General features: G+C 42.7%; 16 protein-coding genes. 7 read left to right on the forward strand and 9 right to left on the reverse strand.

From position 1 onward, the window contains the following. Positions 1-375 precede the first annotated feature (375 nt). Both holA and RMY32_RS17310 read left to right on the forward strand, forming a co-directional pair. A complete protein-coding gene (holA, locus tag RMY32_RS17305; protein WP_322710132.1) occupies positions 376-1,365 on the forward strand; it encodes a DNA polymerase III subunit delta in 990 nt (329 codons plus the stop codon). Positions 1,366-1,474: 109 nt separating this feature from the next. Continuing rightward, the gene (locus RMY32_RS17310; protein ID WP_322710133.1) at positions 1,475-1,957 is read left to right on the forward strand and encodes a DUF4168 domain-containing protein; all 483 of its coding nucleotides are present in this window, start codon (positions 1,475-1,477) and stop codon (positions 1,955-1,957) included. Between the two features lie 512 nt (positions 1,958-2,469). On the opposite strand, the gene RMY32_RS17315 is transcribed toward RMY32_RS17310, so the two are convergent. Then, positions 2,470-6,534, reverse strand: coding sequence for a PAS domain S-box protein (locus RMY32_RS17315; RefSeq protein ID WP_322710134.1), 4,065 nt, complete (start codon positions 6,532-6,534; stop codon positions 2,470-2,472). A gap of 186 nt (positions 6,535-6,720) precedes the next feature. Further along, positions 6,721-9,096 (reverse strand): glycoside hydrolase family 31 protein, encoded by a 2,376-nt coding sequence (locus RMY32_RS17320; protein ID WP_322710135.1) that lies wholly within the window; start codon positions 9,094-9,096, stop codon positions 6,721-6,723. A 463-nt stretch (positions 9,097-9,559) separates the two neighbouring features. Here RMY32_RS17320 and rsgA point away from each other — a divergent pair, with 463 nt between their 5' ends. After that, positions 9,560-10,621, forward strand: coding sequence for a ribosome small subunit-dependent GTPase A (gene rsgA / locus RMY32_RS17325; protein ID WP_322710136.1), 1,062 nt, complete (start codon positions 9,560-9,562; stop codon positions 10,619-10,621). A 331-nt stretch (positions 10,622-10,952) separates the two neighbouring features. On the opposite strand, the gene RMY32_RS17330 is transcribed toward rsgA, so the two are convergent. Genes RMY32_RS17330 through RMY32_RS17340 form a run of 3 tightly spaced genes read right to left on the reverse strand, consistent with a single transcriptional unit; the run spans position 10,953 to position 12,370 of the window. Then, positions 10,953-11,960: an aldo/keto reductase gene (locus RMY32_RS17330; RefSeq protein WP_322710137.1), complete on the reverse strand. Its 1,008-nt coding sequence runs from the start codon at positions 11,958-11,960 to the stop codon at positions 10,953-10,955. Positions 11,961-12,000: 40 nt separating this feature from the next. Continuing rightward, positions 12,001-12,201 carry a hypothetical protein gene (locus tag RMY32_RS17335; protein ID WP_322710138.1) on the reverse strand — a complete coding sequence of 67 codons (201 nt, stop codon included), beginning with the start codon at positions 12,199-12,201 and terminating at the stop codon, positions 12,001-12,003. Between the two features lie 4 nt (positions 12,202-12,205). Further along, positions 12,206-12,370: a hypothetical protein gene (locus tag RMY32_RS17340; protein WP_322710139.1), complete on the reverse strand. Its 165-nt coding sequence runs from the start codon at positions 12,368-12,370 to the stop codon at positions 12,206-12,208. A 302-nt stretch (positions 12,371-12,672) separates the two neighbouring features. Between RMY32_RS17340 and RMY32_RS17345 the strand changes: the two genes are divergently transcribed. Together RMY32_RS17345 and nifH are read left to right on the forward strand one after the other, a co-directional pair. Further along, positions 12,673-13,656, forward strand: coding sequence for an AraC family transcriptional regulator (locus RMY32_RS17345; RefSeq protein ID WP_322710140.1), 984 nt, complete (start codon positions 12,673-12,675; stop codon positions 13,654-13,656). A 1,234-nt stretch (positions 13,657-14,890) separates the two neighbouring features. After that, entirely contained in the window at positions 14,891-15,784 is an 894-nt protein-coding gene (gene nifH, locus RMY32_RS17350) for a nitrogenase iron protein (RefSeq protein WP_229464468.1), read from the forward strand. Between the two features lie 278 nt (positions 15,785-16,062). On the opposite strand, the gene RMY32_RS17355 is transcribed toward nifH, so the two are convergent. Next, a complete protein-coding gene (locus tag RMY32_RS17355; RefSeq protein WP_194043762.1) occupies positions 16,063-16,359 on the reverse strand; it encodes a hypothetical protein in 297 nt (98 codons plus the stop codon). Positions 16,360-16,527: 168 nt separating this feature from the next. Between RMY32_RS17355 and RMY32_RS17360 the strand changes: the two genes are divergently transcribed. Continuing rightward, positions 16,528-16,935, forward strand: a complete 408-nt coding sequence (locus tag RMY32_RS17360) for a hypothetical protein (RefSeq protein ID WP_322710141.1) — start codon at positions 16,528-16,530, stop codon at positions 16,933-16,935. A 53-nt stretch (positions 16,936-16,988) separates the two neighbouring features. Here the strand turns inward: RMY32_RS17360 and RMY32_RS17365 are convergent, their stop codons facing one another. Next, positions 16,989-19,085: a TonB-dependent receptor gene (locus RMY32_RS17365; protein WP_322710142.1), complete on the reverse strand. Its 2,097-nt coding sequence runs from the start codon at positions 19,083-19,085 to the stop codon at positions 16,989-16,991. 545 nt (positions 19,086-19,630) lie between these two features. Between RMY32_RS17365 and glgX the strand changes: the two genes are divergently transcribed. After that, entirely contained in the window at positions 19,631-21,757 is a 2,127-nt protein-coding gene (gene glgX / locus RMY32_RS17370; protein ID WP_322710143.1) for a glycogen debranching protein GlgX, read from the forward strand. A gap of 130 nt (positions 21,758-21,887) precedes the next feature. On the opposite strand, the gene RMY32_RS17375 is transcribed toward glgX, so the two are convergent. Together RMY32_RS17375 and petJ are read right to left on the reverse strand one after the other, a co-directional pair. Continuing rightward, entirely contained in the window at positions 21,888-22,811 is a 924-nt protein-coding gene (locus RMY32_RS17375) for a tetratricopeptide repeat protein (RefSeq protein ID WP_322710144.1), read from the reverse strand. 176 nt (positions 22,812-22,987) lie between these two features. Then, positions 22,988-23,323, reverse strand: a complete 336-nt coding sequence (gene petJ, locus RMY32_RS17380) for a cytochrome c6 PetJ (protein WP_322670045.1) — start codon at positions 23,321-23,323, stop codon at positions 22,988-22,990. Positions 23,324-23,713 lie beyond the last annotated feature (390 nt).

Here is a 23,713-nt window from a genome sequence, read left to right on the forward strand (position 1 = left end):
GAAAATTACCTTGATTAAGAGAATGATTTCAAAAGTATTTAATTTTTGCGAATGGGGAATGGGGAGATGAGAGAGATAGGGGGACAAGGGGCATAGGTGTCAACTTCAGCTAGAAATAGCTTATCTGTTGGCTTACATCCCCGCCCAGAAATAAATTTTCCGGCTTTTAGCTTAACTCTACTGAAGTAGACTGGAGATTTTTGGCGATATTTAGTCATCTTCAGATGACTTTAGCGATGAGACGGGAATTTCAATTCCCGGCGGACAAGCGGTTTTGCGTTAAGTTGACACCTATGGACAAGGGGGTAAACAAAACTCCTAACTCTTAACTCCTAACTCAGCACTCCTAATGCCCATCTACTAAGAGGTTTATCTATGCCAATCTATGTTTACTGGGGTGAAGATGATTTTGCGATGGAAAAGGCGATCGCACTTTTGCGCGATCGCGTCCTCGATCCCCAATGGACAAGTTTTAATTACACTGCATTCTCCCCAGATCGAGCTGATGCTGCTATCCAGGCGTTAAATCAAGTGATGACGCCTACTTTTGGCGCTGGTGGGCGTTTGGTATGGCTGATAAACACTACTCTGTGTCAGCACTGTCCAGAGAATGTGTTGGCAGAATTGGGGCGATCGCTAAGTGTCATTCCCGAAAACTCATTTTTATTGCTCACCAGCCGCAATAAGCCAGATGAACGCCTCAAATCCACGAAATTGTTAAAACAGTTTGCTACCGAATTCCGAGAATTTCCTCTTATCCCACCTTGGAAAACAGAATTACTGGTGCAATCTGTTAATCAAGCAGCCCAGACTGTAGGCGTGAAACTGACTGCCAATACTTCCCATCTGTTGGCAGAAGCCGTAGGAAATGATACACGGCTCCTTTACAATGAGTTAGAGAAATTACGGCTATATGTTCAAGATAGCAATCAGCCTTTAGACACAGATACTGTTACAAAGTTAGTAAGAAATACTACCCAAAATAGCTTACAATTAGCAGCAGCAATCAGAACAGGAGATACAGGTAAAGCTTTGACAACACTAGCAGATTTGAGCAATGCTGACGAGCCGGGATTACGGATAGTTGCAACACTGATTGGACAATTTCGCACCTGGCTGTGGGTGAAGATTATGATAGAAAGTGGGGAACGGAATCAACAAGCGATCGCTATTGCCGCTGACATCGGTAATCCCAAACGAATTTACTTCTTACAGCAAGAAATTAAGCTGCTTTCTGTGCAACAGTTAATCTTTTGCTTACCCCTACTGCTGGAATTAGAGGTTAGCCTTAAGCAAGGAGCATCAGAAATGTCAACACTCCAGACTAAAGTTATCGAACTTTGTCAAGTATGCCGAGGAAATTGACAATCAAATATAAAAGCTTAATCTATTGAGCAGTTCCTGGAACTTCCAACTCTGAAAATAATTCAAAGTTCTTATAATATCCCTGATGTAGTTTCGTGTCATACACTATATGAAGAAAATTTCTGATTTAATTTCCAGAACTGGCCGAAAGCGAACCCTGTCGCGATCGTTATTGTTCGGTGCGATCGCTACTGCAAGTTTGATTTTTAATGGTTTTTCATTGAGTTCTAAAGCTGACGCTCAAACTCCAGCACCAATAGTTAACAATACTGAAATCGACAGTTACGCTCAAGCCGTGCTAGCAATGGAGCCAGCCCGTCAAAATGCTTTTGAAGAAATTAAAAAACTTATTGGCAATGGAGAAATCCCCCAAATTGTTTGCAACGATTCTAATAGCATAAATGGTCTTCCAAAGAAGGCTCAAGATATCGCAGTTAACTACTGTAACCACGCTCAAAAAATTGTTGAAGATAATGGTTTGAAATTTGAACAGTTCAATAAAATTACTATAGAACTACAAAATAATACGATTTTAAAAAGGCAGGTTTACAATACTCTATTACGCCTGCAACAACCTGCTGAGTCTCGATAAGTAGAAGGGGCTACTTCAATTAAGGCACTTAGTAAGAAAGTGGCTAATTACTATGGGAATAAAAACTCAATTATTCGGGCATTATCGCAGTCCTATTTGATTCATGAAAATATAGATAAGGCAACGAACCTCTTTCTCTAGGAGACATAGGGGTGAATTTAATTCCTATTCCCCAATGCCCCATTTCTAAGTCCGTCCTAAGAGGATGTTTGAAAAGTATTTTTAGTAACTTCTAGACCTCGGAAACCTAACCCCCCTAGCCCCCCTTCCCTACAAGGGAATGGGGGTTTTAAAGCCTCTCGACCTTTCGGGGAGAGGAATGGAAGTAGGGTCTCTGGTATACTTTACGACTTTTCAAACAACCTCTAATACTCTTTGGTTAAGGCAAGAGACGCGATGAATCGCCGTCTCTAAAATAATATTTGGTCTTTCGTAATAGCATCATCTGTCAACGTTGCGGCTGGAATTCTCTTTTGTTCTCACATCCTCGTGGGGCATACTGATGTCGCTGACTAAACTCCAGGGGGTGGGGGCAGAGGGGCAAAAGAGCCGAGGTGGGCATTCTTCAGAAGTGGTAGTTTGACGGTAAACGTCGCTCCTTGTTCTTTGCCTGGGCTATCTGCGCGGACAGTACCGCCATGTAATTCTACTAAATGACGGACGATCGCTAATCCTAGTCCTAATCCACCATAGATTCTAGTACTAGAACTATCAGCTTGACGAAAGCGATCGAAAACGTAAGGAAGAAAATCAGGACTGATACCAATGCCTGTATCAATCACCTGAATTTGGGCATATTTATCTGTTGTCTGTTGTTTTTCTTGTCCACTAACCACTGACAATTGCAACTCTACCCTTCCGCCAACGGGTGTAAATTTGATGGCATTGGATAGCAGATTCCAGATAATTTGTTGTAAGCGCTCGAAATCCCCGGAAACTAAATATTGAGAATTTTCACTCGGCTTGCTGTCATTTGAATGTTGATTAGTTTGAAATTGTGCTGCTGGAAATTCGAGATTTTCGCGATTAACTCCTAATTCCCTATCTGAATTTGGTGTTGCTTTTGAGGAAATTAGGGAAAATCTCAAATCGATTTCCTTGGATTGGGCGGCTAAACTAACAGTCTTGATGGCTGACTCAATGATGGGAACCAAATTACAAGTACGGACATTGAGGCGTAACTGACCTCTACTCATCCGCGATATATCCAGCAGGTCTTCAATTAACTGGGTTTGCGCTTTGGCGTTGCGCTCAATTGTCTCCGTTGCTCTAGCCATTTGGCTATCACTGAGCTTGCTTCGTTGCAGTAATTGCGCCCAGCCAAGGATGGCATTGAGGGGCGATCGCAATTCGTGCGATAATATCCCTAGAAACTCATCCTTCATTCGGTTGGCTTGTTGTAACTGCTCAGTTTGTTGTTGCAAAGAAGCAATTAAACTAGCCCGTTCCATTGCGATCGCTATTTGGTCGCATACTGCTTGCATCATCCCTTTTTGATTGTCGGTGAAGCTTAACCGAGTGCGGCTGCCAAAAGAAAGAGTACCCAACAATCGTCCTTGGGCGATTAATGGGTATGCATAATAAGCTGTAATTCCTAAAGAACGAATCAATTCTGTTTTCGGGTCAATTGATTGCTGCACATTTTCTAGAGCAATTGCACAACGCTCCTGGGCGACAGTCCCACAAACCGCTTCACCAAATTCCAAGGACTCGATTTGCTTTGCTATCTCCTGGGAAAAGCCGCAGTAAGACTCTAGCCGCATTACCTGAGAGTTATCCTCAACCAAATAGTTAAAGTAAATATCTAAACCAATTTGGTCTCTTAGTTTTTGGTAGACGCTATCGATTAGTATTACTGGTTGCTGACTCGATAATAAATCGTTGGCTGTGTCAAATAGTAGCTTTAGCCTTTTGTAACCTAATGAGAGTGCTTTTTGTGCAACCTTGAGGTTGCTGATATCTTGGAACACCAAGATACAGGTAGCCGGATGACCGTGCATTGCTGGCAAGGTATCAGCAAATACTAGTATAGATAGCACGCCAGCAGGAGTGTGCCAGTCCACCTCCAATCCATTCAGGCGTTCGCCACGGGCAACCCGTACTCCTGGCATCAGTTCATTGGGGATGCGATCGCCAGCGGTATCTGTATAGTAGTAAGCTGTGTGATAATCTTCGGCGGGTATCCCTTTGGGAAATTCGCCTCCAGCTAATTCGTCAGCGGCACGATTGGCAAAAGTTACCCGCGCCGTTCCTGGTTCAATAAACAGCAACGGTCTTGGCATCAGATTTAACACATCCTCTAGCCATTTTTGCTGATTTAGCAGTGCTTTCTCTGCCTGTTTTCGCTCCGTAATATCTAAAAATGCACCAACGCTTCCTCTGGTTTTACCCTCTTCGTCAAACAGGGGTGCAACGTACTCCAACACCTTGACAATTTTGCCATTTTCATGAATGACATCGAGTTCATAATTGATAACCTCAACACCATGAGCAGCAGAGTACTGCATTGGGAGTTCTTCTGTTGAAAGTTCCCTTCCCTGGCGGTAGACTTTAAAGCTTGTCGGTTTTTCATCCAAGGGAGCAGTAAGGGAAGCATTTGTATCTGACGATATCCCCAACTGCTTGGCAAAAGCAGGGTTGACCTTAATATTTTGGCATTTTGGATCTTCGGCAATGCCAATTCCAATGGGAATTACCTCCAACAAAGTTTGTAATTCAGTAATGCGGCGCTGTAGATCCCTGTTTAGTTGTAAGATTTGTTCCTGGGTCTGCTTTTGCTCGCTGATGTCGCGAGTCACAGTTGCTAAGGCAATTGGCTGACCTGTTTTGTTATCTGTAACAGTGAAGACATTGTAATCAACTGGTATCGGTTGACCTGTTTGGAGATGCCGGAAGCAGAATTCTCCCTGCCAGCGCCCTTCTGATAGCACAGTCGGCAGTATATATTTTTGAAAATAGGCTTTGTCTTTGGGCATGAAGTAATCTAATACTGCTTTTTGCCTGACTTCATTCAGGTTGGCAAACCCTACCAACTTTTGACCTGCATCATTTATGTAGAGTAATTGACCCTCAAGGGTGGCAATGCCGATAAAGTCAGAGCTATTTTCTACCAACGATGCTAATTTTTGTTGCTCTGCTTCTGCTTGTTTGCGTTCGCTCAAGTCGAGGATAAAGGCTACTGACTCTTCGCGGTTTTCTCCTAGCAGCACGTAACCAACTAAAATCGGGATACGGCTACCATCCTTGCGAATAAATTCTTTCTCGTAGGGCGTACAAGCAGCGTTGGTGTTTCCTTGGGCTTCAGCGATACCTCGCTCGTCTAAGTATAAATACTCTGGTGGTGTGAGATTGCGCCAACTTAACTTACCAGTTAACAAATCCTCCTGCGCGTAACCAATCATCCTCAAGAATTCCTCGTTTGCCTGCTGGATACCGCCATATACATCGCTAAAGAGGATACCGATGACGTTAGCATCTACAAAACTCCCTAGTTTAGCTTCGTAGGTTCTCAGTGCTTCTTGGGCAAGGTCGCGTTGATAGCTGAGGCGTTCAATAACCCTGGCACTTTGCCAAATCAAAATAGTAAAAATTACAATCAGAACGATCGCAAACACCGATACTGCAAATGCCGGATCGTATTGTCCTGCCCGTTGACCTTCGACAATTACCCATCCTAATATAAAAGGTACTGCGATCGCGGCAACTAGTAAACGACGTGCAAGTAAGCCGCCGTAACTATCACTTGTAACTACCTTCATTAAGCCATGTTCTGCCCGCGCCCACAGAATACCTATACTTAGTAAGAGGAACAACACCGCTGTATGTAACGCCATTGATGTTGTATAAGGGGCGAGTCCGTAAAGAACTTTCACTTGGTAGGCATAGCCTATCAGTGCCTGAAAGGAAATTAAAGTAGCAATCAGAGCGATAATTTGAGCATACCAATAACTGCGGTGGGTTTTTGGATGAATCAGAATCTGTAGGGCGACACTGACCAGGATAAAGTTCAGTCCTGTGTTCGCTCCCATTCGCCCCGGATGCAATGTCGCTATACTAGTTTGCGAATCACGGAACACCAACTCATCAATGCCCAGATTCCAACCGAATATATATTGACACAGAGTAAGCGCCGCAATTGTGGTGACAGCTATTGCACAGACCTGAGAGATAAGAAAAGTAAGTACGGGCAAGGAGGCTGTGGAACTATGCGGGTAATTTTGAATTCTTCTTTCCCCTCTGCTCGACGGCAGTTGCTCCTGGGGGAAACCACGCCAGATGCTCCACTTGGGGAAACCCCAAGACCGCACTGGCTCCCCAAGACCGCACTGCCTCCCCTGCTCCTCTTTTAAAAATAGCCACAGCGACACACCACACAACACAAAACAAAGCGCTGTGTTGACTTTCATCGTGGCAGGACTACCAGGGAAGCCGCGCTTAAGAACTTCAATACCAAGACACCAGCCAACTAATACCAAGCTACCAACAAAAACAGCGATCGCACTTGCGACTCTTGCCACAAGTGCATTTGTAGAAATTTTAAATCTATCTTGCAGTCGCAAGCGGTTAATATTTAACATTGAGTGTTCTCTAACCGCATCTATCTAGCGTAGTAAACTTACGTATTTCTTACGAGCTAATCATTAATGTTCCTTGTATTTTAGATTACACTTCCGCTGCTTTTTCATCTACCTCTATGCATATTTTTTCGTGCATAATTTAAAATAAAAAATAATGGTGGTTTTTGAGCCACCATTACGAGTATTTCAGAATTGCAGACTATGTGGCTTACCGTCATCTTGAAAGCGTTGCTCTCCAACACCAACAAGCTCTACAATCACTTCGCGTGTTGGAGGTGTCCACTTTCCAACTCTTGCTGCAATTTCCACTACTGTTTGGCTTGCTTGGGTAAATACACGGATGTTAGTTATTGAGTGGTTATTATCTTGATACTTGCTTGTCTGTCCATCATCTTCAAATAACTGATATTCGTTCTTACCAGGCCAAACTCGTAACCGAATCTGGCCGAGTGGCGATTCATCAACGTATTGGCTGACAGGTTGCATAGGAACGATCGCACCGCTACGGACATACAGTGGCATTCTTTCTAATGGTGCATGAGCAAGAATGTGAATTGGCCCTTCATAGCGATCGCCACTCCACCAATCATACCAAGTGCCAGCGGGTAAGTAGACAGCTCGATGCTCCACTCCAGGGCGGTAAATTGGTGCAGCCATCAGCGATGCACCTAGCAATACTTGATCGTAGAGGCTATAGGTTTTCGGATCGTTGGGGAAGTGGTATAATAATGGTCTTAAAATCGGTGCGCCCGTCGTTGCCGCTTCCCAAAAAAGACTATAAATATAGGGAAGTAATTGGTAACGTAGATTAATGTATTCTCGACAGATATTTTCAACGCGATCGCCAAATACCCAAGGTTCATGACGAGCAGTAGACATTGCCGAGTGACCGCGCATCAATGGGTAAAGCATTCCTACCTGCATCCACCGAGCGAATAATTCAGCAGTGGCGTTACCAGCAAACCCGCCAATATCGCAACCCACAAATCCCACACCCGAAAGTCCCATGTTACAAAGCATCGGCAGAGACATTTCCAAATGCTCCCACAACGATTGGTTATCTCCCATCCACACAGAAGACCAGCGTTGCACACCAGCATAACCCGATCGCGTTAACACAAATGATCGCTCTGAACTTCGATGCCGTTGCAACCCTTCATAAGAAGCTTTAGCCATCATCAATCCATACAAATTATGCACTTCTGTATGAGTAGACGTAGATAAATTCTCCTCTGCCCCTCTGCTCCCCTGCCCCTCTGCTCCCCTTCCCCCCTGCGGCGCATCTAGGGGAAACCAAATCTTTTCTCCATCATCGCCGAAAGGGCGATCGTTTATGGCAGGTTCATTCATATCATTCCAAATTCCTGCCACACCAATATCAGTTAGGCTTTTGTGTAAATCAGCCCACCAGTTACTCACATCAGGACGTAAAAAATCAGGAAAAACAGCTTTTTCAGGCCAAACATAGCCGTGAAACAACGTACCATCAGCTTTACGCACAAAATAATCGTTTTCTATTCCTTGGTCAAAAACATGATAATTACCTTCTGGTTCATACTTCACACCAGGATCGATAATTGTGACTGTTTTGAAACCATCTTTTGCTAAATCACTAATCAGTTTTGCCGCGTTGGCAAAGCGTTGAGGACTCCAAGTAAACACTCGATAGCCCCGCATATAGTCAATATCCAAGTGAATAACATCGCAGGGAATGCGGCGTTGACGAAATTCCTTTGCTAGTTCCCGCACAACGTTTTCTGATTCGTAACTCCAACGGCATTGATGATAACCTAGCGCCCATTTCGGCGGTAATGGCATTCTCCCAGTTAGTTGAGTGTAAGTCTCCAGGATTTGGGCTGGTTCGGGGCCGTAGATAATGTAATAATCCAATTCACCGCCACGAGTTTCCATCTTCCAAATACCTGGTTGTTCAGCACCGATATCGAACTGACTCCAAAAAGTGGTGTTGAAAAAGATGCCATAGCTTACCTGCGGGCGCAAAGCCATAAAAAATGGAATAGCCTGGTACATTTCATCAGTCAGTGAATCATAATCTAAGGCATCTGTTGTCCAGTTAGTTTTTACTTCGCTGAGTTTATCCAGAAAGCCTGTGCGTTCGCCAAAGCCATAGAAATGTTCATCGGCTGCAATTTTCTTCCACCCTGCAACTGCACCCATCCGCCAACCCATCCCCATATCCGCATCTTGGGCGAAGGGACGATTAGCTTTGTCAAAACAGGCGATGCGACACTTTTCTCGCTGAACGCACACACGAATCTGTTCTGTTTCAATTTCTACCGTTGCTTCAGTTTCGCGGACTGCAAAAGGTGTTATTGCCCATTCTGCATCATCTGGCGTCACTGCCCAAGAGCGGCGAGGCATAAATTCCCCAGTTGGTGCGAAACGCACGCGGATTAAATTCGGAGTAAGTACACTGATAGTCAGGCGTGAGTCGCCACAGTCAAAATTAACAATATTATTTTCCCAAGTTACAGTTTTTACATTGCTAATAGTTGTCCAAGCTTGGTTAGTTGTGGGTAGTTTTCCGAAATATTGCGGCATATCAGTTATTTAGCAGGTAAACACTTATCCGCATTCATGATTACAGAGATACTCAGCCTCAAACTCTTTCTTTCGCTAGAAGTTGGTGAAAGATAAAAAGATATTTTTTACCAAAATTGTTTTGATAATGTGCAAACTTGTGCATTGGTCTTTCAATCCGCGATAAATATCTTAAAATTGCATAATTTAAACGAATTTTCTGGAATAGGCTAATGTAATAATGTAGATTATTTACTGTAGTACATAAGGAGCACGAACTATGACACAGTTGCTAGCAGTCCGGGTTACTTTGACCATTTCAACTCAAAGAACACAAGGCGCAGAGATTCTGTTCAGTCCTCTTTTCTACAGGAATGAAAACTAGAATTCACAGACATTCTGGTGTGGGGAGTTCTCCTGCATAGAAGTGTCTTCCTCTGTGGAACCTTGTGCAAAACAAGTAGCACACATCGAGGAAACATCAATGAATTTGGATTATTTAGGCTGGAGTGACTTTTTTGCTCGCAGCTTTGAACCCTATCGCTTACAAGGATTTAGCGTTGGTAGGGTTGCCATTGAATACAGAAATACTTACACCCTCTATAGCGAACAAGGGGAACTTTCAGCAGAAGTTTCAGGTAAATTGCGGCATCGTGCTTCTCAACCACAAGATTTTCCCGCCGTTGGAGATTGGGTTGCGATTAGTGTCAGAGAATCTGAAGGACGAGCCACTATCAACGAGATTTTACCCAGGAAAAGCAAATTTTCTCGCAAGACGGTGGGTAGTAAAACAGAAGAACAAATTGTTGCAGCAAATATTGATACAGTCTTCTTAGTCTCAGGGCTGGATGGCGATTTTAACCCAAGAAGAGTTGAGCGTTATTTGATTCTGGCTTGGGAAAGTGGTGCAAATCCGGTAATTGTGTTAAATAAAGCAGATTTGTGCAATTCTCTAGAAGAGTATTTAACCCAAATAGAAGCAGTTGCTTTGGGTGTACCAATTGCAGTTTTAAGTGCCACCAATCATCAAGGATTGGATGCCTTAAAACCTTACTTGCAACCAGGACAGACAGTTGCTTTGTTGGGGTCTTCTGGTGTTGGTAAATCCACCATCACTAACCAACTGCAAGGCACATCAGTGCAAGTTGTGCAACCAGTACGGCAAGGTGATGACCGAGGTAGACACACAACAACTAATCGTGAGTTGATTTTGCTCTCTACTGGCGGATTAATTATTGATACTCCAGGAATGCGGGAAATCCCAATTTGGGCAGGTGATGAAGGTTTGCAAGAAACTTTTGCAGACATCGAAACTTTGGCGCAAGAATGCCATTTCCGCAATTGTCAGCATCATAACGAACCGGGTTGTGTTGTGCAGCAGGCTTTGGCTGAGGGAGAACTTGATTATTCCAGGTTTCTTAGCTACCAAAAGTTACAAAAAGAACTCGACTACCTTAACCGCAAACAAGACCAAAGGGCGCAATTAGCTGAGAAAGAACGATGGAAGAAGATTCATAAATCTATGCGAAATCATCACAAGCGCTAGTTGCACAGGTGTCAGTATCGAATGGCACTAACAAAACGTGAGTTCGACAAGTATTATTTGACCTCTCCCCCAACTCCTCTCCGTGTCGGAGAGGGGAGCAAAAGCTGAATTTTTCATTGCTCCTCCCTTTGGGTTTCAAAGAGGGAGGCTCGGAGGGAGAGGTTCGTCGAACTCACGTTAACAAAAGGTAAATTGTCGAGGCAGCAAGGGAGCAGAGGAGCAAACAAGAGGATGGGGAACTTTTGAGTAAAGTGCTTTGTTGCAAACTCTTTCCCCTCTACTTCTCTACAACCCTTACGCTGCCTACTATACGGCTTAAGTTAGTGCCAGTTTAACGACCAGTCATTTGCTCTAGCTTTTCGGGATACCGAGCGCCTTGCACCTCGATCTTGGAGGCGACGTCATCGATGTCACGCAGATCGTCGGGTGTGAGTTCGACTGAGACTGCCCCGATGTTTTCGTCCAAGCAATGCAGCTTTGTAGTGCCTGGAATCGGAACAATCCACGGTTTCTGGGCAAGGAGCCAGGCGATCGCAATTTGAGCAGGGGTCGCTTGCTTTTGTTCGGCGATGCTGCCGAGCAGATCGATCAGGGCTTGATTTGCCTTCAGAGCCTCCTTAGTGAAGCGAGGCAGGGTGCTGCGAAAGTCGGAACTGTCAAAAGTCGCGTTTTCGTCGATCTTGCCCGTGAGAAAGCCCTTGCCCAATGGGCTGTAGGGGACAAAGCCGATGCCGAGTTCTTCCAGGGTCGGTATCACTTCCGCTTCAGGCTTTCTCCACCATAGTGAGTACTCACTCTGGAGAGCCGCGATCGGCTGAACGGCGTGGGCGCGACGAATCGTTTGCACTCCTGCTTCCGAGAGTCCAAAGTGCTTCACTTTACCCTCCTGAATCAGTTCTTTCACCGCTCCTGCCACATCTTCGATCGCCACGTTCGGGTCAACCCGGTGCTGATAGAGCAGGTCGATCGCCTCCACTTTGAGTCGCTTGAGCGAACCCTCCACGACTTCCTTAATATGCTTCGGTCGGCTATTCAATCCGGGTGAACCCTTCATCCCACGAGGATCGGAATTCGGACTGATGTCGAACCCGAATTTGGTGGCGATCGCCACTTGCCCACGGAAGGGAGCGAGGGCTTCACCCACAAGCTCTTCGTTTAAGAACGGGCCGTAGACCTCAGCAGTGTCAAAGAATGTAATGCCGCGATCGACGGCAGCCCCCAGAAGAGCGGTCATCTCCTGTATGTCTTTGGCCGGGCCATAGGAAAAGCTCATGCCCATACAGCCCAGCCCGATCGCCGAGACTTCCAGATTACTATTTCCAAGTTTGCGCTTTTGCATTTTTTGAACTCCTGTCTTTGAATTAAAGGTTAAATCTGTCTTACTCCACGGTCACGTCTGGTATTGTTTGTCGCTGACCCACTGTAATTTGCGCCAATGCCTCGTCGATGCTCTTCAATTCGTCCTGTGTTAGCTCGATGTTTGCTGCGCCGACGCGATCGCGGTAAGGTTTGAGTGCTTCGCCTACCAATTCTTGATTGGTGAAGAGTCCTTTTGGATTGTTACTTCTTCGAGGTTCCACTCGGTTACTCAGATTTCAGGGATGCCATATCAATCACGAAGCGGTACTTCACATCAGACTTGAGCAGGCGATCGTAGGCTTGGAACAGGGGGTCAATGCGGACAGTGCCGGTAAAATACTCAGCCGATCCTTTAGCGGAAGGCTGTGAGCCACTTTTTTTGATGTCCATTTCTTAATTTCTTCACTTGATGCCATTTCGGTGGCTGTCCCAATCGTAGAGATTGAGCATTTATCGCTTCTCTATCGATAGGGATGGATTTTTTAAGAAGCAAGGTTAGCTTTGATGCCGTTTTGGTTGTCAGTAGGTGAGTCCCTTACCCAATCAAAACTGAGTTTTTTATTGAATAAAAATCTAGACGCTTGCAAGAAGTTGGAATCGTTTTTGATTGCTTTAGCTTTATCTTAGGCATTTTGGAGAACAAACAATAAAACGATCGTCTAAGATTATTGTACAATCCTGCAAACTTAGAAATGAACGCTGTTAAAACGAGTGAAAAGTCCGATCGCGATTTAATGAACAACCCGCAGGCAAAGCGCGAGGCAGACAGAGCGCAAGCCAACAGAGACGAACTGACTGAGCGGATTGCCCAGGCGATTCCTCATGATGGGACGATTGAGCCGCTCAAAGGTTTGCACTTCAACCGCTCCTCTTCGCCTTCGGAATGCGTTCATAGTGTCTCTATTCCTGCCTTTTGTGCGATCGCTCAGGGCAGCAAAGAAGTTCTTTTGGGTAGCGATCGCTATCAGTACGACCCGATGCATTATCTGCTGGCTACGGTCGAACTGCCAATTGTCAGCCAAATTCTGGAAGCCTCCAAGGCGCAACCGTACCTTAGCCTTCGCCTCGATCTCGACCCCACCCTCGTTAGCTCAGTGATGGTCGAGGCAGGGTATACCTCATCGCGCAGTCGTGCTGATGTGAAAGCGATTGACGTAAGTCCATTGAATGCAAATCTGTTGGACGCTGTAGTGCGGCTCGTCAGGCTTTTAGATTCCCCTGCTGAAGCTCATGTTCTCGCACCACTGATTAAGCGGGAAATCATTTACCGACTCTTGATGGGAGAGCAAGGTAATCGGCTCCGTCATATTGCAGTTCTCGGTGGCTACACCTACCACATCGCCAGAGCCATCGAGCGACTTCGTAAAGATTTTAACGAACCGATCAAGATTGAAAGCATTGCACAAGAGCTGGGAATGAGTGTATCGGGCTTCCACCATCACTTCAAGTCTGTCACTGCCATGAGTCCCTTGCAGTACCAAAAGCAACTGCGGCTCCAGGAGGCTCGCCGTCTGATGCTGGGGGAAAAGCTTGATGCTACCAGTGCTGCCTACCGCGTGGGTTATGATGATGCCTCGCACTTCAACCGGGAGTACAAGCGGCTGTTTGGTGCGCCACCGATGCGCGATGTGGAGCGGTTACGAGAAGCTACTAGGGAGACTACTAGTTCAATATGATGACAAAATTTTTGACTGCAAAAATAAGAATTTCTGTTTTCTTTATCAAACATTAGTTTTAAATACTTTTATCAAATTTCCAAAAGTATCTAACTGCACATATTGGCTAGGATAAATAATTTCATTAACTAGTTAATAATGAGGGTGTAACCTATGACTATTAAAGGTTTTAAAGATAATGTTCTATTAAATAGATAAATAATTTGAGATTCGGCAAATTAATTAGTGGGATGTATGTTATGGTTTTTATAGGAATCAAACAAGTGAAAACACAAAAAGACTTCAAGACAAGTTTGAGGCAAGCTCAAGAAAGTTTTTTTGCTCTGGTAAGTCCCCTTCAATTAGCTACATCTTTTTTTAACGAAAATCTAAAACTAGATTGAGTAGGATCGTAGCCTTTGTAACAACTTGAAGTCAATCAAAATTTATCTGGGTACGAGCCAATAAGAGTTGGCTAACCTAGCTAGAGCATTACCCGCCAAGGCAATTACTCTTGGAGTCTGGGAAGAAAGACTCTTAGTACAGCCTGACAATTCAATAGAAATACAGAATATTTACTAACTTCGTCTTGCGGAAGTAAACGTTTTCAACCGCAAACTAAGTTGAAGCAGTTGCTGACTTTGGAAACGAAAACTTCAAGCAGAATGGTGTCTTTCCATAATTTATAGGAATTTAGCCATCTGTCAAAAGTCACCAAGATATTATCTAAGCCGAAGTATCAGATGTTGTCTGTGCAGATATTATATTACTGCACTGGTAGCTACCACTTTTAGGCTGGAATTTATCTTGCTGCATCAATCACGAAACGAGAAGCACTATAGATTTTCTTGGTTACTTGACATCAGCAAAATCAGACAAGTTGTAGCAACCATTTAAGAGTGGATTGCAATTTGGTTGGTTGTGTGGTTCAAGGAATAAATCTGCGTTCATTTGAATTCATGCTGCAACCACTCTTGAGGCTTGAGCAACCATTTGGGATTCGTTGCAACAACTGATAATGCTGAAGTCATAGTTTCAAAGGCTTTGTTATTAGGAGATTAGATTTATCTATCTCTTAAGCCATCGCTTCGTGGGTAAATATGTTCTGATTTTAACTGCTTTTGCTAGGATGCGATGTCTAGCGACAAGTCGCTACGCGTCTACGCCAATAGGCTCTACTTCCCTACGACGCCAAGGGTAAACAACTACATCAAGCTTACGACTCATCAACTAAATCATTGTAGGAAACACAACCATGACTGACGAAAAGATTAGACAAATAGCTTTCTATGGTAAAGGCGGTATTGGGAAATCTACTACTTCTCAAAATACCTTAGCAGCAATGGCTGAAATGGGTCAACGCATTCTAATTGTTGGTTGCGACCCGAAAGCTGACTCTACCCGTTTGATGCTACACAGTAAAGCTCAAACAAGTGTTCTGCAATTAGCTGCTGAACGCGGTGCTGTAGAAGATATCGAACTCGAAGAAGTAATGCTTACTGGTTTCCGCGATGTACGTTGTGTGGAGTCTGGTGGGCCTGAACCTGGTGTGGGTTGCGCTGGTCGTGGTATTATTACCGCTATCAACTTCTTGGAAGAAAACGGTGCTTACAAAGATGTTGATTTTGTAAGTTACGACGTTTTGGGTGACGTTGTGTGCGGTGGTTTCGCTATGCCTATCCGTGAAGGTAAAGCACAAGAAATCTACATCGTTACCTCTGGTGAAATGATGGCGATGTATGCAGCTAACAACATTGCTCGTGGTGTTCTCAAGTATGCTCACACAGGCGGCGTACGCTTGGGTGGTTTGATTTGTAACAGCCGTAACGTTGACCGAGAAATCGATTTAATCGAAACCTTGGCAAAACGTTTGAACACCCAAATGATTCACTACGTACCTCGTGACAACATTGTTCAACACGCAGAATTGCGCCGGATGACTGTTAACGAGTACGCGCCTGATAGCAATCAAAGTAACGAATATCGGATACTAGCTAAAAAGATCATCGACAACGACAAACTCGCCGTCCCCACCCCCATTGAGATGGAAGAGTTAGAAGAGTTGTTGATTGAATTCGGTATTCTTGAAAGCGACGAAAATACCGCAATGCTAGTTGGTAAGTCTGCTACTGAAGCACCCGTAAAGTAGTATCAATTAAATAATGGTTTAGGGTGGGCTGTTGCCCACCTTTCCTCTAATTTTTGCATTTCTTTGTTTGAATCCTTAATAGAAATATATAGCGATCGCTCGTCTCCTGCAAGAAGCCACTACGCATCTATGTAGAAGAGATGTTTGGAGATTTCAAAAGCGGTGGTTACAAATTAGAAGATATAAATATTTTTGACAATCGCTTGATATCTCTAAATCTTAATCATTTTTAACCAAAAGCTGGCAGAGGGTTTGTTAACAACAATGACAATACATCTCTACTCCCAAGTGGAAACATCTCGCAGCAAATTAGGAATTTCTCCTTGAGATAAGGGAAACTCTAGTAAAGTTTCTCTAATACCCAAATACCCCGATTCAGCAAACGATAAAAGCATTCGTGAAAGCGCTAGCCAAACCTCCGGTTCGTATTCCCAATCACGATAACGTGAAGCTTGACCAGCTATTGAACGTAATGCCCAAAAATAAGAATTTCTTACTACCGAACCACCCTTTTTAAACTCTGGCAAATCTTCGTGATGGATAAAAAGTATTTTATTTTCAATTCTGGCTCTCATGTCAGCTATTTGTATCGAAGGACAGTAACAAAAAATTCTTCATAAAAAGAATTATCACCTGGGTAATTTTTCGTAATTTTTTATAAATTTAATAGTAATTATTACGTTCTTGATGATATTTTTTTTGCTACATATAAAACCCATTGTATTATTTTTCAATAATAAATTATGAAGAATAATTTAAAAACATATACAGCTATTGCTGTCTGTTGTGGAACATTTTCAGGGGTAAGTTCAGCTTATGCTGATGGCTGGCCGACAAGCGTGGCTGGCACTTGGTCTGTAGTAGGAAATCAAAGTTCTGGCTCTCTTGTTATCACCCAACCTGCAAGCGCTCTCAACTGCAAACCCATCTCTGGAAGCATCTTTGGGAATGCGATTGAAGGCTTCTATTGCCCTAGTTCGGGACGTATTGCTTTTGTCCGTAAGTCTTCTAGTAACTTTCCTTATCAGTACTATCAAGGTAATCTCTCACAAACCGATTCTACGCTGCGAATCGGAGGATCTTTTTCAGCTTTCTTGAGCAATGGTATTGGTGGTAGTCTTGGAGAATATAATTTCTCTGCCAGCAAATAGTAATGCAATTTCAATGTAGAAAGGTTGTAACTGCAACCTTCTACATTGAATACCTAAAAATTGGCGTTTAAACCCAGACGAAAAGTAAATCCAGGGCTATATATGCGATTAACTCGTTCATATTGCTCGCCGAGTAGATTTTCTAAGTAAACTGTCAGTCCTAAATTGCTAGTTAGAGGTATACGCCCACTCAAATCTAAATTCACGAAAGACGGTGCAAAATCTGTAGGCTTGTCAGTAGAGTTAACGAAGATGAATCTGCGAGCGCCACTATTGTAGGTAACATACAAGTTAGCCTGCCAACCTGAATTTTCATAACCCACACCAGTTTGCAATACAGAGTAAGGAATTAAACCTAGTTGTAAACCTTTCTCTGTCCCTGTTTTTATTTCGGCATCTGTATAAGTATAGTTGAGGAAAGTTGACCAGCCAGTGGCAATTTTTAATTGCAATGCAGCTTCTAAACCATTGGTATCTACTAATCCAATGTTTGCCCATTTTCCAGCGATGACTCCCAAGCGATCGCCTATACTACTACCAAAGTAAGTAAACTGTCCAATTAGATTTTGAGAAAAATTAACATCTACTCCCGCAGTCCAAGTTGAGCCAATTTCTGGTCTTAAATCAGGATTAGGTGCCCAACCATGAACTGTATCATAAACATATAACTGATCCAACCCAGGATTGCGTTGTCCCCCTGCCCAACTTCCACGCACTGCTACTATTGGCGTGACGACATAACGTAAACCAACACTAGGATTGAGATAGTTTCCAAATTGGCTATCAAAGCTTTGTCTTAGCCCTAAATCTATCAGAAAATTATCGCTAATATTCCAAGTATTGACAGCGAATAAAGCTGTATTGAACAAACTCCGATCTTCCTTTTCGTTTTCGGTAATCCTAGTAGGATCTGTACTCAAAACATCACCGATTAAATCGGTGTTTTTCAAATCTAATCCCCAACGCAATTTATTATTGGCAGTAATTTTCCACTCATGATCGACTCTGGCTGTGAGTTGTTGTGTATCTAAAGACCCTCTACGATAAAATGATACTCCTGTAGGGCCATAGGTGCTAAAATAATCTTGGTTATAACCAATTGAAGTTGTAAGATTAGAGCTTTCGCCATTACCTAGTCGAGTTTTCCAAGATAAGCCAACATTTAAACCATCGTGGTCTAATCTATCTCTTTGGAGAGGGAAACCGAAATAAATTAAACCGCGACGACTACTGAGTGCAGTAACATCTAAATTCAAAGAATTTTTTCGATCTAAATCTACTCCAATGCTACCAAAGTAGGTACTTGTAGCTGTGTCTGCATTGAATAAAAATCCTTGTTCGTCACGATTTGCTGCACCTACAGGAACGCGGTAACGGTTATCTGTAAAGAATCTTTCAAAGCTAAAGTTGTACTTGACTCTATTGGATGAACCACCATAAGTCACTTGTTGATTATTTAAACTCAATGAGCCAAATTCTGCACTAGCGCTCAATTTAGGTTTGCCATAACCTTCCTTGGTGATAATATTCACAACTCCTCCAAAGGCTGAGGAACCAAATAAAGCGGAGGCTGTGCCGCTATATAATTCCACTCGTTCAATCGCCTCTACAGGAATACTATTTAAATCAGTTCCACCATGATAAGTGTTGATATTAGTGTTAATTTGTCTACCATTAATCAAAAATACAGATTGATTAATTGAGGCTCCCCGGTAGTATGTACCTGTGTGAATATCTGCGCCATGACCGACATCATTGATTGCAAAACCAGGCATTCTTTTCAAAATATCGGCTAAACTTGCAGCACCCTGCTTTTTAATTTCTTCTCGATCGATTACGTAAGTTGGAGTAGATTGGGGTAGGTTGTCTGGTTCTGCGATCGCTTCTATAGAAATGTCTGCATCATCGCTCGGAGTTTGCTCTGTTTCTGGTTGAGTTTCTTCTGGATTAACTTCAATCGGTACAGATTGTTGAGATAATAATTCGGCATTAGTGGCGGGTAGCTCAATTTCACTCAAACTCGGAATATCTGAAATAACTTCGGTTGATTTATTAATATTTCTCTGCTCAATTTCACTCTCAACAGCATAACTAGGAGATGCTATCAGTAAAGGTAAAGCAACTGTTAGCAACAAAAAATCCTTTTTCACGTTCTCTTTCACACCAAGTAAAAACAGTCACTACGTAGCATTGTTGCTGTAATAGTAAAATCGTGTCAAAAGACACGCTGTCATATTTCTACAGACCGGATGAGACTATTTGTCAATTTACTATGTGTTAGACTCTAGAGCGATCGCATTTAAATAAGGTAGAAGGGGATTTGACTTAGATGATTTGGAGCCATGTAAAGAGCCGTACCTTGCAAGAAGCTGTGGCAACAGTGAGGGTTTAAAACCCTTACCTTTTAGCGTTAGCGTATCCTAACGCAAGCATCTGCTTGACTGAAGCAGATTGCGCGGCGTGTCGCAAACAGCGCAGTTTTCCTTAAGTCTGTTGCCCTCTACGTTAATTTTTCCTACTTAAGGAATAGAGATTTTATTACTAATGATAGAGTAAACAATATTATTTTTAAGTTAAATTTGAATGTTATTGACTTCTAAAAAAATATTAGTAACTCTTAGATTTTAACTAATTATTCAAAAAAGTTGAAGTCAATAATATTTGCCGAAAAACTAATATTATTCAAGATTTACTTATGTATGTAGCTTTATGGCCGGGAAATGTATATCCTTTAGGTGCAACTTGGGATGGTAAAGGAACAAACTTTGCTTTATTTTCGGAAAATGCAACAGGTGTAGAGCTTTGTTTATTTGATAACGATGACGAAGAAATCCGCTTGCCTTTGACAGAAAAAAACAATTTTGTTTGGCATGGTTACTTACCTGGAGTTGGCCCAGGCCAAAAGTATGGGTTTAGAGTACATGGGATGTGGGCACCGGAAGTAGGCCATCGATTTAATCCCAACAAACTATTAATTGACCCCTACGCCAAGGCAATTGACGGTGAATTTAGTAACGATCCAGCTGTCTTTGGCTACTCTCTAGACGCTGAGGAAAAAGACTTAGTTTTTTCCGAACTAGATGATGCGAAAATAATGCCCAAGTGTGTTGTGGTCGATCAATCTTTTGATTGGGAAGGCGATCAACTGCTTGCTACACCTTGGTATAGAACTGTTATTTATGAAACTCACGTTAAAGGTTTTACTAAACTACATCCAGATATTCCAGAAGAATTACGCGGTACTTATGCCGGTTTGGCCCATCCGGCTGCAATTCAACACTTACTGCAATTAGGCATTACAGCGGTTGAGTTGATGCCAGTACATCATTTTCTATCTCATCCGGGACATTTAGAAGATAAAGGATTAAGCAATTACTGGGGCTACGATTCCATCAATTATTTTGCCCCTTATTCTAGTTACAGTGCTAGTGGGACAGGGGGAGAACAAGTCGCTGAATTCAAGCAAATGGTCAAGGCACTACATTTTGCCGGAATTGAAGTGATCTTAGATGTAGTCTACAACCACACTGGCGAAGGAAATCATTTCGGGCCAACGCTATCTTTGCGAGGTATTGATAATTCTGTATATTACCGTTTGGTAAAGGACGATCCTCGTTACTACATGGACTTTACAGGCTGCGGTAACTCTCTGAATGTGCGTCATGCTCAAGTTCTGAAGTTAATCATGGATAGCCTGCGCTATTGGGTAACAGAAATGCATGTAGATGGCTTCCGCTTTGATTTAGCCTCGGCGCTAGCGCGGGAATTATATGAAGTAGATAATCTATCAGCTTTCTTTGATATTATTCATCAAGACCCAATCTTGGCAGATGTAAAGCTGATTGCTGAACCTTGGGACTTAGGAGAAGGAGGCTATCAAGTCGGGAACTTTCCACTGCGTTGGTCTGAGTGGAATGGTAGATATCGGGATACAGTCAGAGATTTTTGGCGTGGTGTAGATGATAGTTTAGGACAATTTGCTTACTGTTTTACTGGTAGCCCTGACTTGTATCAAACAAACGGGCGCAACCCAAATGCAAGTATTAATTTCATAACTGCTCATGATGGTTTCACGTTAAATGATTTGGTCAGCTATAACGAAAAGCATAACCACGCAAACGGGGAAGATAATAGAGATGGTGAAAGCCATAATAGATCCTGGAATTGTGGTGTAGAAGGTGAAACTGACGATCCAGAAGTAATGCGTTTGCGCGAACGGCAACGACGAAACTTTTTAGCAACCCTAATGCTATCTCAAGGTGTCCCAATGCTATTAGAGGGGGATGAAATTGGCTGTAGTCAAAAGGGAAATAATAATGTTTATTGCCAAGACAATGAGATTTCTTGGCGACATTGGGATTTGCATAAAGCGAACTCGGATTTATTAGACTTTACACGCGAACTGATTAATTTTCGCCATCAGCATCCAGTATTCCGACGACGTAAGTGGTTTCAAGGCCGCCCCATTCACGGTTTAGGTATTAATGATATTGCTTGGTTTAATTCTGATGGCAGTGAAATGACTGAGCAGCAGTGGCTAGTTAGTTATGCCAAAGTAATGGAGATTTTTTTGAATGGGCAAGGAATTGCTACTCCAGGCGATCGTGGTGAGCGGATTATTGATGAAAGTTTTCTGATATTTTTTAACGCTCACTACGAGTTAATTGAGTTTGCTTTACCCGATGACTTTAAAGAAAAGGTATGGGAGATAGTAATTGACACTAATGAACCTCGCTTTTTAGATCGGGGAAAATTAGTTTCAGACTCTCAAACTGTACCAGTTTCAGATCGCTCTCTGATGGTATTACGCCTTATTAGTTAGCAGTATGAAGAGAAAAAAGCGATGCCTGCGGCGGTAAACAACGCATTATCTCACCTCTTTTCCCCGAATTAGATTTAACCGCCGAACAGATTTTTCAAGCTGGTGGATACCCTGTATAGCCCTGGCAGTCTTATAAAATAGCGATTTCAGTTGCAGACGAAATTTGTTCTCGCAAACTCTTCAGTAAATCTAAAGTTTTTTCGTAGGCAACTTTTTTTCCTTGGTTTTCAAAGTACTCGGATGCTTTTTGTAAATCAGATATAGCTCCTAAGTGATATCCTAAACGATACTGAGCTACTCCCCGATTAACGTAAGCCTGGGCATTACTGGGGTTAAGTCTGATGACTTGAGAAAAATCACGCACTGCACCAAAGTTATCTCCATTTCGTCCGCAAGCACAACCTCGGTTAAAGTAAGCTCTATAATCGTTAGCATTGAGGCGAATTGCTAGATTAAAGTCGAGCATCGCAGCTTGGATATCTTGCAAGACAAAATGTGCTAAACCTCGGTCATTATAGATATCTGCAAGCAATAAGCTACTGATTCGAGGAATTTGAGTTAGGGCTAAATTAAAGTCAAGAATTGCCTCCGAGTCTTTCCCATCCCCAGCACGGGCTAACCCTCGGTTGTAATAGGCTCGAAAATCGGATGGTTTAAGTGCGATCGCTCGGTTATGATCGACAATGGCAGCTGAATAATCCCCTTGTCTGTAGTGTGCTACTCCTCGGTTTAGATAAGCCTCGAAGTTATCGGGTGCAAAATTTATAGCTTGAGTACAATCTGTAACAGCTTGATGGTAATCTTGTAGTTGGAGATAAGCAAGACAGCGATCGCTATAAGCGACAGCCAAATCTTTCTTAAGTTCAATCGCCTGGTTGAAATTCTCTATTGCTTCCTGATAATCACCGCGCCACATCTTATCTACACCCAACTCTAAGAAATCACCTGCTATTATTTGGGTAATTAAAATGGGTGAAGAATGTGCAGGTAAAGTCCAAAAAGTGAGAGTAAAAGCAATAATTATACTGAAAAATAATCGCCAGAAATTACTCATAATACCAAATGAGGATAGGTAGTATTGTTTGATATTTTTGGAACAGTCTTTTTATAAAGACTATTAATCCAAAATCCTAAATTGGTATATGCATCCTGTTTGATAATTGCGGCAACTCTAAGATTAGCGGGACAGAAAGCCCCGCCAATTGTTAATTTTTGAAGTTAGATTTTAGTCTACTTCCAACCATTATCTGCTTGTGAAAGCACATAAGCCGCTACATCTTCAATTTGGTTAGACTTCAAACGTTTGCCGAAAGCGGGCATGGCATTTTTACCTTTTGTAACCTGGGAAATAATCGCCTCTGCTGAGTACAAACCATTCTTTTGCAAAGCCTCCTTCTTCAGGTTTTTGTCAGCTTGAACCAGATTCTTTCCTCCTGCGTGACAAGAGGCACAATTGGCACTAAATACTTTAGCTCCACTAGCAGCATCTGCTGCCAATGCTGGACTACTGAAGGCAAATGTGAAGATTGCTATGCCTAACAGTATGACTGTAATCATTTTTTTCATTTCGTGTTCTCTCTGCAATAACGGCTTATTCGGTGCAATATCCTCCATAATTTTCAGTTGAGCGGCCGCCATAGTCAAATGACAAGCTGTCAAACTTCGCCCAAAAATTTTTTAAATTTTGCTTAATAAAAATTTTTAATTACATCTGTAATCGCATCATGAGGAATTCTGCGTTTATTCCCCGTTCCATGATTAAGATATCCGTAACCAACTGCCACTTACAATAGTTTGCAGAAAGTATTTTCAAAATTTCACCAGGCGCTCGTAAAGATTATAAACCTGGAGTTATTTAAGTATATTTTATAATAATTAAATGCTGAAAAAACTTAGATTTTACGTATTGGTATAGTAATTCAGTTTGATTACTGAATTTACTTACGTGGGCAGCAA

This window comes from Nostoc sp. ChiSLP03a (assembly GCF_034531215.2).
In the GTDB taxonomy this organism is placed as follows: Bacteria; Cyanobacteriota; Cyanobacteriia; order Cyanobacteriales; family Nostocaceae; genus Nostoc.

Excerpts from the sequence above, each read along its gene's own strand:
- holA (WP_322710132.1), top strand. The coding sequence starts at position 376 with ATGCCAATCTATGTTTACTGGGGTGAAGATGATTTTGCGATGGAAAAG.
- RMY32_RS17310 (WP_322710133.1), top strand. The coding sequence starts at position 1,475 with ATGAAGAAAATTTCTGATTTAATTTCCAGAACTGGCCGAAAGCGAACC.
- RMY32_RS17315 (WP_322710134.1), bottom strand. The coding sequence starts at position 6,534 with ATGTTAAATATTAACCGCTTGCGACTGCAAGATAGATTTAAAATTTCT.
- RMY32_RS17320 (WP_322710135.1), bottom strand. The coding sequence starts at position 9,096 with ATGCCGCAATATTTCGGAAAACTACCCACAACTAACCAAGCTTGGACA.
- rsgA (WP_322710136.1), top strand. The coding sequence starts at position 9,560 with ATGAATTTGGATTATTTAGGCTGGAGTGACTTTTTTGCTCGCAGCTTT.
- RMY32_RS17330 (WP_322710137.1), bottom strand. The coding sequence starts at position 11,960 with ATGCAAAAGCGCAAACTTGGAAATAGTAATCTGGAAGTCTCGGCGATC.
- RMY32_RS17340 (WP_322710139.1), bottom strand. The coding sequence starts at position 12,370 with ATGGACATCAAAAAAAGTGGCTCACAGCCTTCCGCTAAAGGATCGGCT.
- RMY32_RS17345 (WP_322710140.1), top strand. The coding sequence starts at position 12,673 with ATGAACGCTGTTAAAACGAGTGAAAAGTCCGATCGCGATTTAATGAAC.
- nifH (WP_229464468.1), top strand. The coding sequence starts at position 14,891 with ATGACTGACGAAAAGATTAGACAAATAGCTTTCTATGGTAAAGGCGGT.
- RMY32_RS17355 (WP_194043762.1), bottom strand. The coding sequence starts at position 16,359 with ATGAGAGCCAGAATTGAAAATAAAATACTTTTTATCCATCACGAAGAT.
- RMY32_RS17360 (WP_322710141.1), top strand. The coding sequence starts at position 16,528 with ATGAAGAATAATTTAAAAACATATACAGCTATTGCTGTCTGTTGTGGA.
- glgX (WP_322710143.1), top strand. The coding sequence starts at position 19,631 with ATGTATGTAGCTTTATGGCCGGGAAATGTATATCCTTTAGGTGCAACT.
- RMY32_RS17375 (WP_322710144.1), bottom strand. The coding sequence starts at position 22,811 with ATGAGTAATTTCTGGCGATTATTTTTCAGTATAATTATTGCTTTTACT.
- petJ (WP_322670045.1), bottom strand. The coding sequence starts at position 23,323 with ATGAAAAAAATGATTACAGTCATACTGTTAGGCATAGCAATCTTCACA.